The 16,455-nt window shown below is 40.3% G+C and carries 8 protein-coding genes and 1 pseudogene; 6 read left to right on the top strand and 3 right to left on the bottom strand.

The genetic code is table 11. The features are described from left to right. Positions 1-32 precede the first annotated feature (32 nt). The 3 genes and pseudogenes from H6G97_RS19750 to H6G97_RS52635 form a co-directional block, all read right to left on the bottom strand. The gene (locus H6G97_RS19750; RefSeq protein WP_190942413.1) at positions 33-1,760 is read right to left on the bottom strand and encodes an SDR family NAD(P)-dependent oxidoreductase; all 1,728 of its coding nucleotides are present in this window, start codon (positions 1,758-1,760) and stop codon (positions 33-35) included. A gap of 145 nt (positions 1,761-1,905) precedes the next feature. Further along, the gene (locus tag H6G97_RS19745) at positions 1,906-7,347 is read right to left on the bottom strand and encodes a type I polyketide synthase (RefSeq protein ID WP_190942412.1); all 5,442 of its coding nucleotides are present in this window, start codon (positions 7,345-7,347) and stop codon (positions 1,906-1,908) included. A 223-nt stretch (positions 7,348-7,570) separates the two neighbouring features. Further along, positions 7,571-7,848, bottom strand: a pseudogene (locus tag H6G97_RS52635) (hypothetical protein). Between the two features lie 1,580 nt (positions 7,849-9,428). Between H6G97_RS52635 and H6G97_RS19740 the strand changes: the two are divergent. The 6 genes from H6G97_RS19740 (at position 9,429) to H6G97_RS19715 (ending at position 16,254) form a co-directional block, all read left to right on the top strand. Further along, positions 9,429-10,637: an ABC exporter membrane fusion protein gene (locus H6G97_RS19740; RefSeq protein WP_190942411.1), complete on the top strand. Its 1,209-nt coding sequence runs from the start codon at positions 9,429-9,431 to the stop codon at positions 10,635-10,637. A 60-nt stretch (positions 10,638-10,697) separates the two neighbouring features. Then, positions 10,698-11,876 (top strand): ABC transporter permease DevC, encoded by a 1,179-nt coding sequence (gene devC / locus H6G97_RS19735; protein ID WP_190942410.1) that lies wholly within the window; start codon positions 10,698-10,700, stop codon positions 11,874-11,876. Between the two features lie 200 nt (positions 11,877-12,076). Then, entirely contained in the window at positions 12,077-13,081 is a 1,005-nt protein-coding gene (locus H6G97_RS19730) for an NAD-dependent epimerase/dehydratase family protein (protein WP_190942409.1), read from the top strand. Positions 13,082-13,312: 231 nt separating this feature from the next. After that, complete coding sequence (locus tag H6G97_RS19725) at positions 13,313-14,296, top strand: glycosyltransferase family 2 protein (protein ID WP_190942408.1); 984 nt, start codon at positions 13,313-13,315, stop codon at positions 14,294-14,296. A gap of 78 nt (positions 14,297-14,374) precedes the next feature. Next, positions 14,375-14,842, top strand: coding sequence for a DUF2141 domain-containing protein (locus tag H6G97_RS19720; protein ID WP_190942407.1), 468 nt, complete (start codon positions 14,375-14,377; stop codon positions 14,840-14,842). Between the two features lie 152 nt (positions 14,843-14,994). Next, a complete protein-coding gene (locus H6G97_RS19715; protein ID WP_190942406.1) occupies positions 14,995-16,254 on the top strand; it encodes a glycosyltransferase family 2 protein in 1,260 nt (419 codons plus the stop codon). Positions 16,255-16,455: the final 201 nt, after the last annotated feature.

The following is a 16,455-nucleotide window of genomic DNA, read 5'->3' as shown; positions in this document are numbered from 1 at the left end:
CTATATGGATGTTGATTGGTAAAGGAAGATTATTAGCTTCTGAGCATTTTCATTGACCAAATAATGGCATGAGCGCCAAGCATTCGTGAATAGATTTTTCCCTGACGGTCGTGTATGATGAAGTTTGCGATCGCACTACTTGGTGTCTTAGATAGTACTTCACACGAAACGTAAAAAGTTTCCTTATGTGGTATCATCGCAAATTGTTCAAATTTTTCTACTTTTCCAGGTAAACAACCTTCTTCATGAAAGTGTTGTGTCCAAACCCATAAGGCGTGCATACTCAAGTCTGTTGTATAAGGATTGACCCATTGCACGGGGAATTGTCCTTGTTGTTGGGGGCTGAGTTCTGGCCACAGACATTCTGTAGTGATTTTTTCAGGACTGATGTTTAAAACTCTTTTAATTTCTTGAAAACCGGGGCCGTGAAATAATGTAGCCCCACCATTTTGGTAAAAAGCTTTTCCTGTAGCGGTGATGATATTATCTTCTTCGAGATTGAGAGATTCATAAGTGGGTAAATCTGGGATTTGTCGCTGGAGATTGAGTTGAGCGCTAAAATGAAAATGGATTCTTCCTTCTGGGTTTTTACTTGAAATTCTGGCTTTAAGTTCGATTCTTTCAAGATTAACTTTAGAAATCTCTTCTATTTCTAAAATATGTTCTTTTGCTAATGTTTCATTGAAAGTAATCCCCTTTAAAACTTTAAAATCTTGGTAATTAAACAATCTGTAACCGGGATATAATTGTTCACAAGCATTAATAATCCAGGTCATTGCACAAGTTGCTGGTAAAACTGGAGAACCAGCAATAGTATGATCGTGCAAAAATGGATTAGCCTCTAATGTCATTTGGCGACGAATACGATAAGTTCGTAATTCTGAATCTAACTCCGCCGCCAGTGGAACTAGTGGACTACCAATAACAACTTGTGAGGTTGCATGATTGGTATTATCCATTTCTTTAACGAGCATTTGTGCCCCGACTGCAATCGGAATTATATCAATTTTTCGCTCTTGAAAAATCTTCTTTAATTCTGCTGTTACCATTCCACTATCCCAAGCGCCCCAGTTGATAGCGACTACATGACATGAGGGATAACTTTGCTTAAATATATGCGCTGATTTGTTCAGAATTTCATTTGCGATCGCATAATCAGATTGTCCGGGATTTCCGTAAAAGCCTGTTACGGAAGAAAACAAAACTAAATGCTGAAGTTGATTAGGGTTGACGCAAGTTAGCAGGTTTTCTAAACCTTGAACTTTAGCGGTGTAAACTTTTTCAAAATCCTCTTCTGTTTTCTTTTCAATTAACTTATCAGCTAAGTTTCCAGCGCCGTGGATGATTCCGGTAATTGGGCCGAGATGTTGCACAGCAGTGGCAAGTTTTTCTTGTAAAGCTTGCGTATCCGTGACATCGATGCTGATATATTCTGCTTTAGCTCCGGTTTTTTCAATTGCTGCTAGAGTCTTTTTAATTTCGCGGCTGGAGGTAATTTTGTTATATATTTTTTGCACATTCATGGGTGTGGGCTTCTCTCCTTGAGAAAGAAGATTTTCCATGATACATTTTTTCAATGCGGAGTCATCAGAATTTTGAGCATAATCTGGCTCCGTTTCTAATAGTTCGGAGCGACCGAGGAGGATGAATTTGCAGGGTTGCTGTTGAGCTAATCTGATAGTACACTCAGCCGTAATCCCTTTTGCACCGCCGCTCACGACAAAGACAGATGATGGACTAAGCTGGGCTGTTTGTGTCATAAATCCTCTGATATTAATTCGTAATTCGTAATTCGTAATTCGTAATTAAGACAAGTTGTTTTCTATCTCTTTCTCTGTGTCCTCTGCGCCTCTGCGGTTTTTTTTTAACGAACCACGGAGACGCGGAGAGCGCAGAGGGAGGAGATTAATCGGCGATAATGGTGACTCGTCCTTGTGAGCCGTAGCCAACTTCACTTATATAAAGGTTGGGGTCGTGAAGTTCGGCGATGATGTTTTGTACTGACTGTTTAGCGTCAAGTCTGGGGCTTAGGTCGATCGCACGAGTAAATACTTTTGGCCATTCCCATCTCAGAGTTTTGCTTAATCCAAATAAACCAGCGCCGATCGCACCAAAGTTAACTTTGTACTCTAAGCCGAAGGCTCCATCAAGATGAGCAACTGTGCAGAAACAACTACGTCCATGTTTTGCAGCTTCGTTGAGGGAGGGTTTGAGGTGTTTCGCCATCAAAAATACGTGCTTGACGATCGCCTTTTCTGATTCGTTATAAGAAATACTTCCGGTGTGATTTCCTACAAACATTGGATGTAGATGGATGAAAGCCCCAATCGTTCCGCAGTGAGATGCGATCGCTTGCAATTGTTGTTGCAGATGTTCTTCACTCAAGTTTGCTAAGGTGACGCGGGTTATTCCTGTGGGTAAGGGCGCTTGTTGGGCAATAAGCGATTGGGGGAAGCTAATAACTACTACTTTCCAGCCTTTCTCGATTAGGGATTCAGTTAATTTATAAGTGGTGAGGGAACCATCATCGGTGATTAAACCGATGTGTCCCTCTGGTAAGGTGAAATCCAAATAATCGGGCTGTGGTAAGCTTCTGAGTTTGACCGGATGGCGCTGGATAGTATGCTCTAATTCCGGTGGTTGTTGGACAAACTCAGGTTCAGACTTTTTTTTTTCACCTCCAGCCAACTGCTGTAGGTAATCAACTATTTGACTGATGGTGCGGAGGTCGCCGAGTTCTTCGATATTTGGCTTGGGTAAGTTGGGGTACATTTCTTGCATCGCCCCTAAGATTTCTACCCGTTTAATCGAGTCAATCCCTAAGTCGGCTTCCATGTCCATTTCCAGTTCCAGCATCTCGACTGGATAACCGGTTTTATCACTGGTGATGGCTAACAGGGTTTCACCTAAGTTTGCAAATTCATCACTTGTAGAGGGAGCAGCTTCTGGTTCTGGGTTGAATGCGACAACTACACTTGGTTCCGGTGCAATGACTACCTCAACTACTGGTGCAGTCTCTACTGGAATCTCGGTTGCTTGTTGTATTTCGTGAACTGCAATTTCTACAGAAACACTTCTGGAAGCGTGAGATTGCAGATACTCTACAACTTGACCGATGGTGCGTTTTTCTGACAGTTCTTCTAAATTGGGCTTGGGTAGGTTGGGGTACATCTCTTGTAGCGCCCCTAAGATTTCCACCCGTTTGATGGAATCAATTCCTAAATCAGCCTCCATGTCCATGTCCATTTCCAGCATTTCGACTGGGTAGCCGGTCTTGTCGCTGGTGATGGCTAAGAGGTTTTTATCCAAGTCAACAATATCGATGGTTGCGCCAGATACAGGTGCAGCAGTTGTGGGTGCTGGTTCTGGGGTGAATGCAACAACTTCCTCGACTGGAGGTGAGCTAATTTTGACTACAACTTCAGGTTGGGGTTCTACTACTGGGATAGGTGGCGCGACTACAGGCTCTACTGTCTCGACAGTGGCGAAATGGGGAGTAGGAAGTGGGGAATAGGAAGTTTCAACTACAGGCTCTACCACTTGGGGAGTGGGCGGGAGAAGTTCTTGGGTAACATTTAAGCCGTTTTTAGCTACAGGCTCAGTTACAGGCAAAGGTTGGCTTTCTACTATCTTGGTAGTAGGAGGTACTGGTGCGTCAGTAACAGTTGTTTCTGTTGTGAATGGAGTGAAATTGCTGAGTTTCTCTGTTAGTTGGGTTGCTCCCTCACCAGAGATGATTTGAGAATATTCTTGCTGTATGAGTTGGAAAAAGCTCTTAGTATATTCCAGTTGCTCTTGAAGATATTGCTCATGGATGCGTAGGGTTTCACCTTGTTGGGAATGAAACTGCATCATGCTGCGTTCTAAGCTTTCCATGACAACTAGCTTCATTTTGGCAGTTTCGGCTGTTGATTTACTTTCACTCAACAAGGAATTCTGCTGCTGCATCAGTTGGAAAAACGCTTTGGCGTATTCCATTTGATGGTTGAGATAAGTACCGTGAACTTGTAAATTCTCGGCTTGATTTTCCTGGAACTGTGTCAGGAGATATTCTAAACTTGCTAAAAGTTGTTCGTAATTTGTAAGTTTTTCTGGTGTTGGTTGCATCTTAGATTCCTGGACTGGTTGTGACAGGGTAACAGGATTCATCTGTTGCTCTGGCTGGGTGATGATATTAGCGGTCACACCGTTCATTGCTGGGGTAAGTTTTTTATGTCCGTTAGTCTCTATCACTGCTACAGGTGGAGTTACACCAGGGCTGCTAAATAAAGGAGCCGCAGTTTCAGAAGATTCGGGAGTTGGTAATGTGACTTTATGTCCATCCTGCAAAGCTAAAGCGAAGGCATTTTTCGTTTTTTCGGATCTGTAGTTTATGCCGTTTAAACGGACATTTAATGTCTTCTTCGTCTCAATTGGGGGGATAGTTTGGGGAAGTTGGTAAGGATCGAGGTTATTCAAAGCCAAACCAATTACCCGCAACTGCACAACTGCTTCCCGCAAAGAGCGATCGCTATTCTTTTGAGTGCTGGGGTTCAAAGATACGGTGATGTGTGGGCGATCGCCAAGGATATCTTTGACTAAGTTGGTGAGAATTCTCCTTGGGCCAAATTCCACAAAGCAAGTACCACCCGCCGCATAGATATTTTCAATTTCCTGCTTGAACAGCACTGAGTTAGAAAGGTGGCTTTCGAGGATTTTTTGAATACCTTGGGCTTCTTTGGGATACTGCTTACTGGTAACGTTGCTGTATACAGGGATTTTGGGACTTTGGAATTTGACAGACTTGGTGGCGATCGCAAAGGATTTCTGAGCAAAGGCAATTAGCGGTGTATGGAAAGCTGCTGATACAGGTAACAATACAGCTGTATATCCTTTCTCGTGTAAAGCGTCTTTGATTCTCGCTATTTCTGCGGTAGGCCCAGCCAAGACAAATTGAGTCGGAGAATTTTGATTAGCGATCGCAACTTGGGGAAAATGTCTCAGCACTGCTTCCACTTTGCTGATGTCTTCTTTGACAGCCAACATACTTCCCGCATCATGATCTGGATCTTCGGGTGCAGCCATTGCTTGACCTCTAGCTTTCACTAAGAACAAGTAATCTTCTGTACTCAAAACCCCCGCAGCCCATAGTGCTGTTAATTCACCAAAGCTGTGACCGGCAACAAAATCTGACTTAAATCCAGCTTGTTGCAGGATGCTGTACATCCCTGCACTCAACACCCCGATGGCTGGTTGAGCGTATTCTGTACGTTGCAAGGCAGCAATTTGGACATTTTTTTCTGCCTCTCCAAACACAGGATGAGGAAAAACGATTTCTGACAACGGCTGCAAATTATCTTTGAGCAACAGGCTATCCATATAGCCATGAAGACGACGCATCAAAGGAAAATTCATCACCAGTTCGCGTCCCATCTCCAGGTATTGCGAACCTTGACCAGAAAATAGAGAGACAACTTTTCCGCCCAACTCCATACCAGAGGAGCGGTAATAAATCCCTTGGGGATGCTCCCAAGATGCTGCTGTTCCTTTGTGTTTCAGCCATTCAATGCTAGTTTGTAATAGCTTACAAGCTTCTTCCAGATTCTCAGCTACAAACCCAAATCTGGCAGCAGAGAGGGGAATTTGTTGTGATTTGCACTCATTGACTAATTGTGCATAGTGTGTGTTTGCTTCAGGCGATACTCCTCCGGAGTCACTTCGTGAACGCAACTTACCTAAAATCTCTTCCGACTTGCTCAACAATTGGTCTACTGTAGGAGCAAACAACAGCACTTCACTAGCATCAGTGTGTAATCGGTAAGCGGCGTTTTGGTCGGCTTCATATTCTTCCAAGACAACGTGATAGTTAGTGCCACCAAAGCCGAAAGAACTTACACCTGCGCGTCTTGGTGCTTCCCCTTCTGGACGAATCCAAGGTCTGGTTTGAGTATTCAAATAAAAGGATGAATTTTTAATGTTGAGTTTGGGGTTTGGCTCGGTAATGTTAATTGTGGGCGGTAATACTTTGTGATGTAAAGCCAAAGCAGTCTTAATCAAACTCGCCGCACCCGCAGCCGCTTTTGTGTGTCCGATTTGTGATTTCACACTACCCAAAGCGATGTGCTGCTTTTTGTCATCATGTACATCAAAGAAGTCTTTTAAAGAACCGAATTCTGTCGGATCTCCAGCCATTGTCCCAGTGCCATGTGCTTCCATCAAACCAACAGTAGCGGGAGAGAAGCCGGCATCTTCATAAGCGCGTTCTAAGGCTTTAACTTGACCTTCTTTGCGGGGAGCATAAATGCTCTTGTAACGCCCATCGCTGGAAGTACCAATACCTTTAATTACGGCATATATTTTATCGTTGTCCCGTTCAGCATCTTCCAACCGTTTAAGAACAAGCATGGCGATACCTTCACCCAACATCATCCCATCAGATTTAGCATCGAAAGGTTTGACATTTTCGCTAGGAGTAACCGCCGGTGTTTTGCTGAACGAGATGTAAGCCATGATGGTGTTATCGGTATCAACACCACCAGTCAGCATCATGTCAGAACGATGCTCAACTAGTTCGCTAATTGCCATTTTTAAAGCACCAAAGGAACTAGCGCAAGCGGCATCAACTACGCAATTCATTCCGCCAAAATTTAGACGATTGGCAATTCTACCCGCGACGACGTTAGCTAACATTCCAGGGAAAGCGTTCTCATCCCACTTCACGTAAGCGCTTTTGATTTTATCAACGATTTTTTGGGTATCTTCGTCAGATAAACCACTGCTTTTGAGAACTTTTTCCCAAATTGGATATTCCAATCTGGCAGAAAGTGGCATTCCTAACTGCTTGGCCATAGCCACGCCTAAGATTACCCCAACCATCTCGCGGTTAAACTCACGTTTCTCGCCATAGCCAGCATCTTCCATCGCCTCTTTCGCAACTAATAAACTTAATAGTTGCGATACATCTGTGACTTCCAAAATGCTGGGTGGTATGCCGAATTCCATCGGGTTAAAATCTACTTCTGGAAGAAACCCACCTCTTTTACAATAGGTTTTATCTTCAGTCGTTCTGGGATTCGGATCGTAATAATCCTCGACGCTCCAGTGAGTGGAAGGAACATCAGTAATACAGTCAATTTTATTTACTATATTTTGCCAGTATTCCCGCAGATTTCTGGCTTGAGGCAATAGAGAAGCCATCCCAACGATGGCGATAGGATTGTGTTGTAATTGTCTGTTAATTCTGTTGATTGACACTGATTTATCTGATTTCATTTTTTTTCCTTCGATAGACTTAATTACAGCCTGTTCACAATTATTTATCAGGCTCTCTAACTCCGTTAATGCAGTATCAATTGAATAAGCAGACATAGGGCATAGTGAGTACTGTGGATTGTGTAGTTACAGTAATTTCTGTTGCCTACTAATAATCAAAAACTCTTGTTTTGTAAGCAGTTAGCTATTTTATCTTTGCTAAATGCTTGTTTCCAAATCGACACCACACGATACATACTGCCAGGATAAAGCTTTATGTTTCCAGGCGACTTTGGCACACTGCGTAGGCGTAGCCCGTCGTAGACATCGCGAAAAAATCTTATCCAACGCTAGACTCTTTAAATTGTGGCAATAGGTCAATGACGTTGTTAAAACTGGTAAAATAGTCTTGGAGTGTAATAGCTGCTTGACCAGTAAATTTAATCCATTCGTAATGGTAAAGATTTTGAGTAATGGTATCCTACTGGAGCGATGGAAGCTGAGGAGTAGCTAAGAGAACAGAAACGTTTTTTCATCCGAAATTGTTTGATTACCTAGTCTAACCACAGCATCATAAATGTTGTTAATGACAACGTTCTGTATCTTGATCAATGCCATAGCCAATTTCAGCATCCGGGATAATATATTTTATGGGATCTAACCCAGTCAAGTTGACAAGTTCGTTACAGAAAACACACCACCTTTAATCCGACTTTATGTAATTTTTGCAATTAATTAAACGATCAAAAGGTGATGTGTGAGCAGTTATTTTTAGTTAGTTTTAATTTTAAAATTTAAACTAAATAACTAGTTTGCTTAACTGCTTTTAAGCATTGAATTAATAAAAACAATAACATACTTTATATAAACTAAATCATTTCTTTAAAGTTATTTTATAAAGAAACCTCCACGATTGCTGATGTGAATTTTGAATAGAATTCAGCCTAATAGTATAATTTGTGACCATATAAATGTGTGATATATTTTGTTATCTACGGGTTAGCCAAAAACTTGTGCTGAATTAAGTTAACAATGTAAATCTGTTGTCTAGTAAGTAACAATTCAATGAATACAAAGATTAATTTGAATAACCATAAGTATGTTTTCTTATAGAAGCATGATAATTAAGCCAAAGTTGTTGCTCATTTTTAAATATAAATCGAGTTGAAAATCAAAGCAGTTATTTATAAAGCAAATGTTAATTTTTAGAATGTTGCTTAATAAACATAATCATCATTGCATTAGTGGTTATAACCCTCAAATACACAGGCAAAACCTATCAGACTAGGTTCAACAAGGGGCTTAAAACTAGGTAAATAGGTAAATTTCTGTCAAAAGAGGAAAAGGGGCAGGGAGCAGGGGGGGAATCCCCATAAATAAATTCAGTTGCTCTGAAACCCTTATGGTATAGGAATTATGAATCCTCTCTCTGCCTCTTCGGTCACACTCGTGTATTTTTAGATGTGTATTAGACTTCTTGCATAAGTCGGGAAAAGGTTCTGTATTGTCCCCTTCCCCTTTAACCTTTTCCCCCCTCTTGCAAAAAGCACTTTTGCAAGAGATCTATTGTCATAACCCACCAAAGGTATCGCTTCATGCCTTTAATTAGTAGGAGCAAAACAGATAATAATGTCTAATAGTACACAACCTTGCTAGCAATAATCTGTTAGTAATAACAAATCTACTTAATAACGAACTATCTCTTGGTATTCAATTAGCAGATAAAGGATTAGTGATAATAAAATTTCTTCCTATCTCTAATCTTAAAATGATGAAATATTTTAGTGAGAGAATCAGAATTTATGGAAAGAAACCTACTTGACAAATTACAATTTGATTGTCATACTCGATAACAAGTTTATCCAAATTTTGAATTCATTTTAACTAGCGCTTCCTTGTTATTGAGAGTTAAGTTTTCTGGTTAGCGCTATTGTATTTTACGCTACGGGATTAAATGTCAAAATAGGATATAACTTAGGAAGCTTTGAAGTAACACCACCATTGATTTTCACGCCACAATAGTGAGTTTGGGCGGCAAAAGCGTACAACAATTCATATAAAACCAATTTAGATGCATCCACTTTATTTAGGTAAAAATCCTAGAGTAAAAGTCCTCTTGGGAATTTGCGGATGAGTCTATTCTAATCTACTAAATATAACCAGGCTATCCCGTAAAAAAGCAGAATTGGAATGGAAATATGGCAGTAAATAAAGAAAGTCGATTATTCACAAAACCCGTAAGGCGATCGCAAGTAATTTTAGCAGCTTCTCTAACTTTAGCGGCTGGATTAATCACTTTCTATAGTTTGGCCCCGTTTTGGTCTAAACCAAAAGTTGTGACATCGACAGCAACTCCTCCAAAAGCTGCTGCTCCTGCAAAAGTTGCTGTAACTGCCTTGGGACGTTTGGAGCCAGAAGGTGAAGTCACTTCTTTGACTGCTCCCGCTTCTAATAATGGGGTGCGGGTAGAAAGACTGTTAGTGAAAGAAGGAGATGCGGTTAAAGCAGGACAAGTACTGGCGTATCTAGAAAACTATGGTCGTTCTAGAACCTCATTGCAACAGGCTTTAGACCAGTTGCAAGTTGCCAAAGCTAAACTAGCGCAGGTTAAATCTGGAGCTAAAACCGGAGATATCGAAGCTCAAAAGGCAGCGATCGCCCGTTTAGAACCACAATATAAAGGAGATATTGCCACACAACAGGCGGCAATTGACCGTATCCAGGCGGAAGTAGACAATGCTCAAGCTGAAAATAATCGCTATCAGCAATTATATAGACAAGGTGCGATCGCGGCTTCTGTAGCAGATACCAAAGCTTTGCAACTCAAGACTACACAACAGCAGCTAACAGAAGCTCAAGCCACCCTCAAGCGAACTCAAGACACATTCCAAGAACAACTCAAGCAAGCACAAGCACAACTCACCAGTATTAGCGAAGTGCGTAGTGTAGATGTTCAGGTTGCTCAAACCGAAGTCAACAGTGCCACAACTTCTGTTCAACAAGCAAAAGCCGATTTGGATTTAAGTTATATAAAATCTCCCATAAATGGCAAAATTTTAAAAAGTCACGCCAAAACTGGAGAAGTAATTAGCACCAATAGAGGATTTGCTGAAATAGGTAAGACATCTCAAATGTATGTGATTGCAGAGGTGTATCAAACCGATGTTCAAAAAGTGCGTGTAGGACAAAAAGCCACAATTAACAGCCCTGCATTTACTGGAACATTAAAAGGAATTGTGAAAGAGATTGGTTGGCAAGTTGATAAACAAAGCATCTTCAGCATTAACCCTGGTTCAGATACAGACCGCAGAATAATTGAAGTAAAAATCTCTATAGATAATCCCGCAGATAGTGAGCGGGTAGCTCGTTTAACTAACTTACAAGTGGATGTCGCCATTCAGATTTAGTCATTAGTCATTAGTCATTCATAAATGACAAATGACAAATAACAACTAATAAATAAATCCATGAATTTCAAAATTCCTTTAGGATGGCTACAGCTAGCCCAGCAAAAAGTTCGTTTACTAGTAGCTGTAGCCGGGATTGGTTTTATTGTGCTGCTAATGTTTGTGCAACTTGGTTTCCAAGATGCCCTCTATTCCAGTGCAACTGCCGTGCATCAGAATCTCAAAGGAGATTTATTTTTAGTTAGTTCGCAATATAAATCTTTGACCTCAAATCAAAGTTTTTCGCGGACTCGTTTGTACCAGTCTTTGGGGTTTGATGGTGTAGAGTCAGTTAGCCCCATGTATTTGCAATTTGCCAAACTTAAAAATCCGGCAACTGGTGAGAAATATTCAATATACGTTATTGGTTTCGATCCAGGTAGACCTGTGATGAACATCCCAGAAGTTGAGAAAAATATAGATAAACTCAAAACTCCTGATGTGATGCTTTTTGACCGGGGTTCTCGCCCAGAGTTTGGCCCAATAGCTGAAAAATTTAATGCGGGGGAGACTGCACAGACAATTGAAATATTTCCTTTCAATTCATTAATTGGTTATAGAGTTAGAATCGGTGGCTTATTCACATTAGGGCCTTCCTTTGGGGTAGACGGAAATTTACTTGTTAGTGACTCAACTTTTTTGAGGATAAACCCCAATACTCGCCCGGCAGATATGATAGATATTGGTTTGATATCCCTAAAACCTGGTATTAATCCAGAAATAGTACTAAAGAATTTACAAGCAAGTTTGCCTAATGATGTGCAAATTTTTACACGCCAAGGCTTCATTGATTTTGAAAAAAAATATTGGGCTGTTAGAACACCCATTGGTTTTATTCTTAACTTGATGTTGACAATGGCTGCGGTTGTTGGTGTAGTAATTGTTTATCAGATTCTTTACAGCAATATTGCTACACAGTTTGTTGCTTACGCCACGTTAAAAGCCATAGGTTATGCCAACAGCTATTTGTTAAATGTCGTATTTCAGCAAGCTTTGATTTTGGCACTTTTAGGTTATATCCCCGGATTTATTACTTCTGTTTTGTTATATAGTTTTGCAGCAGAAGCAACTAAACTACCAATAGTTATGACCAATAACAACGCACTCATTGTCTTAACTTCAACAGTCTTAATGTGTATAACTTCAGGAGCGCTTGCTATCAATAAACTCCGCTCCGCAGATCCAGGAGATATTTTCTAAGTAAGGCAATTTGCTCATATTACTTGTTAAAAATAGGCAAATTTTCGCCACACAATATTAGTCTGTCAACTTGAAATTGATAGATAACCAAGTCCATAGTAAAGATTTCAGTGATTATTTTGTAGTCACTAAATTCCTTACTACCAATTATCAAAACTAGCACTTTTGTTTTAATCCAATATTGGTACAACCCTTAATATATGAACCTCACCAACAAAACTCTCCTAATTACCGGCATTAATGAATTTGTCGGTTTGCGTACAGCCGAGTTAGCAATAGCGCAAGGAATGAAGGTTCGTGGACTACAAAGTTCTACAGTCCAGAACAAACAATTACAGAATTTAGGTGTTGAGGTAATTATTGGTAGTATTACCGATTCTACTATTGCTCAAAAAGCTTGTCAGGGAGTAGATATCGTCTTACATACAGAGCAAATTGCCGAAGAAGCTGGTGCAATTAAAAATTTTCGTGATATTAATGTTGGCGGCACTGTCAGCATGGCTAAAGCTGCTAAACAAGCTGGTGTCAAAACATTTGTGCATCTATCCAGTGTGATGGTTTACGGTTTTAACTATCCTGATGGTGTTATAGAATCTGGGCAACTTTCTGGCGAAAATAATCCCTACTGTCAAACGAAAATAGAAGCCGAAACAGCAGTTTTAGAACTAAATAATCCCTCAGATTTTGGCATTATCGTCATTAGGGCTGGAGATGTTTACGGGCCAGGAAGCATCCCCTGGGTAGTCAGACCAATTCTGATGATGCGTCAAAAATTATTTGCTTGTGCTAACGATGCTAAAGGAGTGATCAATCATGTATATATAGATAACCTGATTGATGGCATCTTTCTTGCGATAGAAAAAGAAACCTACGGTGAAATATTTAATATCACCGACGGACAAGAAACTTCGTGGAAAGAGTATTTTATGCGTTTAGCAGCAATGGAAGGTTTACAAGCACCCCTTTCATTATCTAAAGATGAAATCAAGTTGTTTCTAAAGCTACGTGTTCAAGGGCAAAAACTTTTTCGGCAAAAAGTTGATATTTTACCAGAGTCTATAGATTTTATGACTCGTCCCTATGCTTGTTCCATTGTCAAAGCCCAAAATCTGTTAAATTATAAACCAAAAATTGACCTCGAATCAGGAATGCAGCGAACACATGAATGGCTGCAAAAAACAGATATTCAAAGCTTGGTGAAATAGGTTATAAATTTTTGGGAATTCAGGAAGCAGAATTCAGAATGGGCTAAACGCCCCGCTACCGCTAACAGAATAGTTACAAAATGAAGAAGTTATAGCATGCTTGATTTTATTTAAATTATTAAGCTTGGTATAAAAGTATTCTGAATTCTGAGCTATTACGTTGCATCTACCTAACAATTATCTGCAACTAAGCATAAAAGAATCCACCGATTTTCTAAATACTTGTTTTCTATGAGTAGCAATCAGCCACGATTGAGCATCGGATTACCTGTATACAATGGTGAAAAATTTATCAAAGAAGCCATAGATTCACTCTTGGCTCAGACTTTTGAAGATTTTGAGCTAATTATTTCAGATAATGCATCTACAGATAAAACTGAAGAAATCTGTAGAGCTTATGCCGAGAAAGATCAGCGTATTTGTTACTACCGCAATGACAAGAATATCGGTTGTGCTGGTAACTTTAATCGCGTCTTTAAATTGTCTTCGGGTGAGTACTTTAAATGGGCAGCCTGTGATGATTTACATTCTCCAGATTTTATCAAGAAGTGTGTTGAAGTGCTTGACCAAGATCCTACCATAATCTTGTGTCACTCCCAGGCATATTTCATTGATGAACAGGGGAATTTTCTCCAAAATTACGATATCAAACTCAAGGCAGATGCACTAAAACCACACGAGCGTTTCCACGAATTGCTGATCAAGCATTTATGTTATCAATGTTATGGGGTAATTCGCGCCAGTGCCCTGAGAATGATTCCGCCTATGGGTGGTTACGGTTATGCAGATGGAGTTTTGCTGTTAAGACTTGGTATTCTTGGTAGGTTTTATGAAATTCCTGAATACCTGTTTTTTCCCAGAAGTCATCCGCAACAATCAATGAGTATGTTTTTTCCCAATTACTTGTTGTTAGCAAACAAAAATCAAAAATCATTTTTGAATATGCTGCCTGATTTTTATGGGTTTGCAGTGTGGTTTGATCCAGCAAAGAAAGGACAGATTTTATTGCCACATTGGAGAATAATGTGGGAGTATATATTCTCTATATGGCGTAGTCCCCTGAGTTTGCATGAGCGGCTGTGTTGTCATAGAAGTCTATATCAGCAGTTAAAAGGGACAGAATATCTTTTACTGAAAGATTTGCTAATAGCGCTGCAAGTATTTTGGAAAGGTTTGCAACCAATATCAATTAAAGATAAGCAAGCCATACTTTGAAAAAATCAGTTCACACATAAAAGCTGGCAAATACAGTTTTATATCAGCCCCAAAATCACCTATTCTGGCTACAAAACTATGCTGAAACTATCTCAACTATCTCATGTTTTGCTTGCTACTTTAATGAGCGTCAGCTTTGCTAAAACTGTGAATGCAGAGCCAACTGCAACACTAAGTGTTGTGGTAAACGGAGTACATCATCAAAAAGGTGAGATTTGCTTTCGAGTTTACGCTAGTGAACAAGGTTTTCCGATGAGTAATTCTAGTGAATCTCAAAGTGGCTGTACTAAGATTACTGGCACTTCTGTAAAAAAAGAATTCTCTGGTTTAAAGCCTGGAACTTATGCTGTCGCTGTAGTTGATGATCAGAATGGCGATCGCAAACTCAATAAAGACTTTTTTGGTATTCCTAAAGAAGGTTTTGGGATTTCCAAAAATCCAACTGTGTCCATACAAACAGGCACACCAAAGTTTCGTGATGCCAGTTTTGTTGTAAACAAAAATACAACAGTCAACATCATGATGAAATATTCGCTGGATTCGTAAAAGCGACTAGGGAGTAGGAAAGAAGCAGGGGAGCAGGGGGCAGGGGGCAGGGGGAGAATAAAAATTACCTCTTTCCCCTCTGCTCCCCGCTCCCTGCCCCTTGTCCTCTTTCCAATGTCCAATCCCTCATTCTGTCGGAGACTAAAAATTTAATGGAAGATTTGGCGATATTTCTATTTAAGTCTTTGACGGGTTGGCTGGTTATTCAGGTGTGTTTCACGCTTGTCTTTATATGGTATCTGCGCTCATCTAAAAAATACTTATTACCAGATGATCAGTTACCCAAAACCGCAGTAATTCTTTGTCTACGCGGTGCTGATCCGTTTTTGCCTAGATGTTTGCGATCGCTCCTAAATCAAAACTATCCACAGTATGATTTAAAGTTGATCGTTGATAGTCACGAAGATCCCGCTTGGAAAATTGCTAGTGAAACTATTACTGAGCAAGAAGCGGCTAATGTTCAAATCAGCTCTTTAAGAATAGTACGCAACAATTGTAGTCTCAAATGCAGTTCTTTAATCCAAGCTATCCGTGAGTTGGATGACTCCTATAAGGTGGTTGCTTTAGTAGATGCTGATACGATAGTCCATGTGAATTGGCTGCGAGAGTTAGTCAGTCCTCTAGCCGATGCCAAAGTCGGGGCAACAACAGGTAATCGTTGGTACGTACCTACAGGTAGGTATTGGGGTTCTTTAGTTCGCTACGTCGGCAATGTATCCACTGTGGTGCAAATGTTTATCTTCCAAATTCCTTGGGGTGGAACTTTGGCTGTGAAAACAGAAGTACTTCGCCAAACAGAACTGCTAGATAAGTGGGGACAAGCTTTGGGCGAAGATTTTATGATGCACGACATCTTGAAAAAACATGGTTTTCAGATAAAATTTGTGCCTTCACTGTTAATAGTCAATCGTGAAGAAACTGATTTATTCAACTTAATAGACTATCTCAAGCGCCTCATCCTTTATTCTCGACTGTATCACCCACGTTGGTTGGCTCTTGTTAGTGAAGCTGTTTCTAGCATTTTGTTTCCGACTCTACTCATCATTTTAGTTCTAGAGTCGTTGTTAGAGGCAAAATGGGAAGTTGCGGCTCTCTTGTTAGGCTGCTATGGTGTCTATACTGCCGGATTACTCTTGATAATGCTTGTGCTGGAATTAGAGATACAGCGAGTGGTTCGCTCTAATGACCAGGCGATCGCCAAATTATCAGCTGCTACAATCATCAGAATGTTGATTGGGATTCCCTTGACACAATGGGTTTATGGGTTAGCGATGCTGTCATCGCTGTGGATTTCAACAGTCACCTGGCGCGGTGTCAGCTATCGCGTTCAAGGGCCTTGGAATGTCCGGCTAGTTGAATATCGTCCTTATCAATGGTTAGATCAGCCTATTGATAGCAAGGTTTCTCTCTGAAATTAATCGCTAGATATGAACTAGGGTATGAAAGTTCTTACACTAAACATTCCCTAGTATTCAAATTATATTATCTTATATTTAGTAGAACTATATTAGCTATAACCCTTGTCAAAATACACGCTTTTGCTTGTTGATTAACAAAACGTATTTACATTAATGCAAAGGGTTTAGATCAATATATGAAGGGAAATTTCGACT

The organism is Nostoc flagelliforme FACHB-838 (assembly GCF_014698065.1).
GTDB lineage: Bacteria > Cyanobacteriota > Cyanobacteriia > Cyanobacteriales > Nostocaceae > Nostoc > Nostoc flagelliforme_B.
This window is presented reverse-complemented; position numbering and strand designations above follow the sequence as displayed.

Excerpts from the sequence above, each read along its gene's own strand:
- H6G97_RS19750 (WP_190942413.1), bottom strand. The coding sequence starts at position 1,760 with ATGACACAAACAGCCCAGCTTAGTCCATCATCTGTCTTTGTCGTGAGC.
- H6G97_RS19745 (WP_190942412.1), bottom strand. The coding sequence starts at position 7,347 with ATGTCTGCTTATTCAATTGATACTGCATTAACGGAGTTAGAGAGCCTG.
- H6G97_RS19740 (WP_190942411.1), top strand. The coding sequence starts at position 9,429 with ATGGCAGTAAATAAAGAAAGTCGATTATTCACAAAACCCGTAAGGCGA.
- devC (WP_190942410.1), top strand. The coding sequence starts at position 10,698 with ATGAATTTCAAAATTCCTTTAGGATGGCTACAGCTAGCCCAGCAAAAA.
- H6G97_RS19730 (WP_190942409.1), top strand. The coding sequence starts at position 12,077 with ATGAACCTCACCAACAAAACTCTCCTAATTACCGGCATTAATGAATTT.
- H6G97_RS19725 (WP_190942408.1), top strand. The coding sequence starts at position 13,313 with ATGAGTAGCAATCAGCCACGATTGAGCATCGGATTACCTGTATACAAT.
- H6G97_RS19720 (WP_190942407.1), top strand. The coding sequence starts at position 14,375 with ATGCTGAAACTATCTCAACTATCTCATGTTTTGCTTGCTACTTTAATG.
- H6G97_RS19715 (WP_190942406.1), top strand. The coding sequence starts at position 14,995 with ATGGAAGATTTGGCGATATTTCTATTTAAGTCTTTGACGGGTTGGCTG.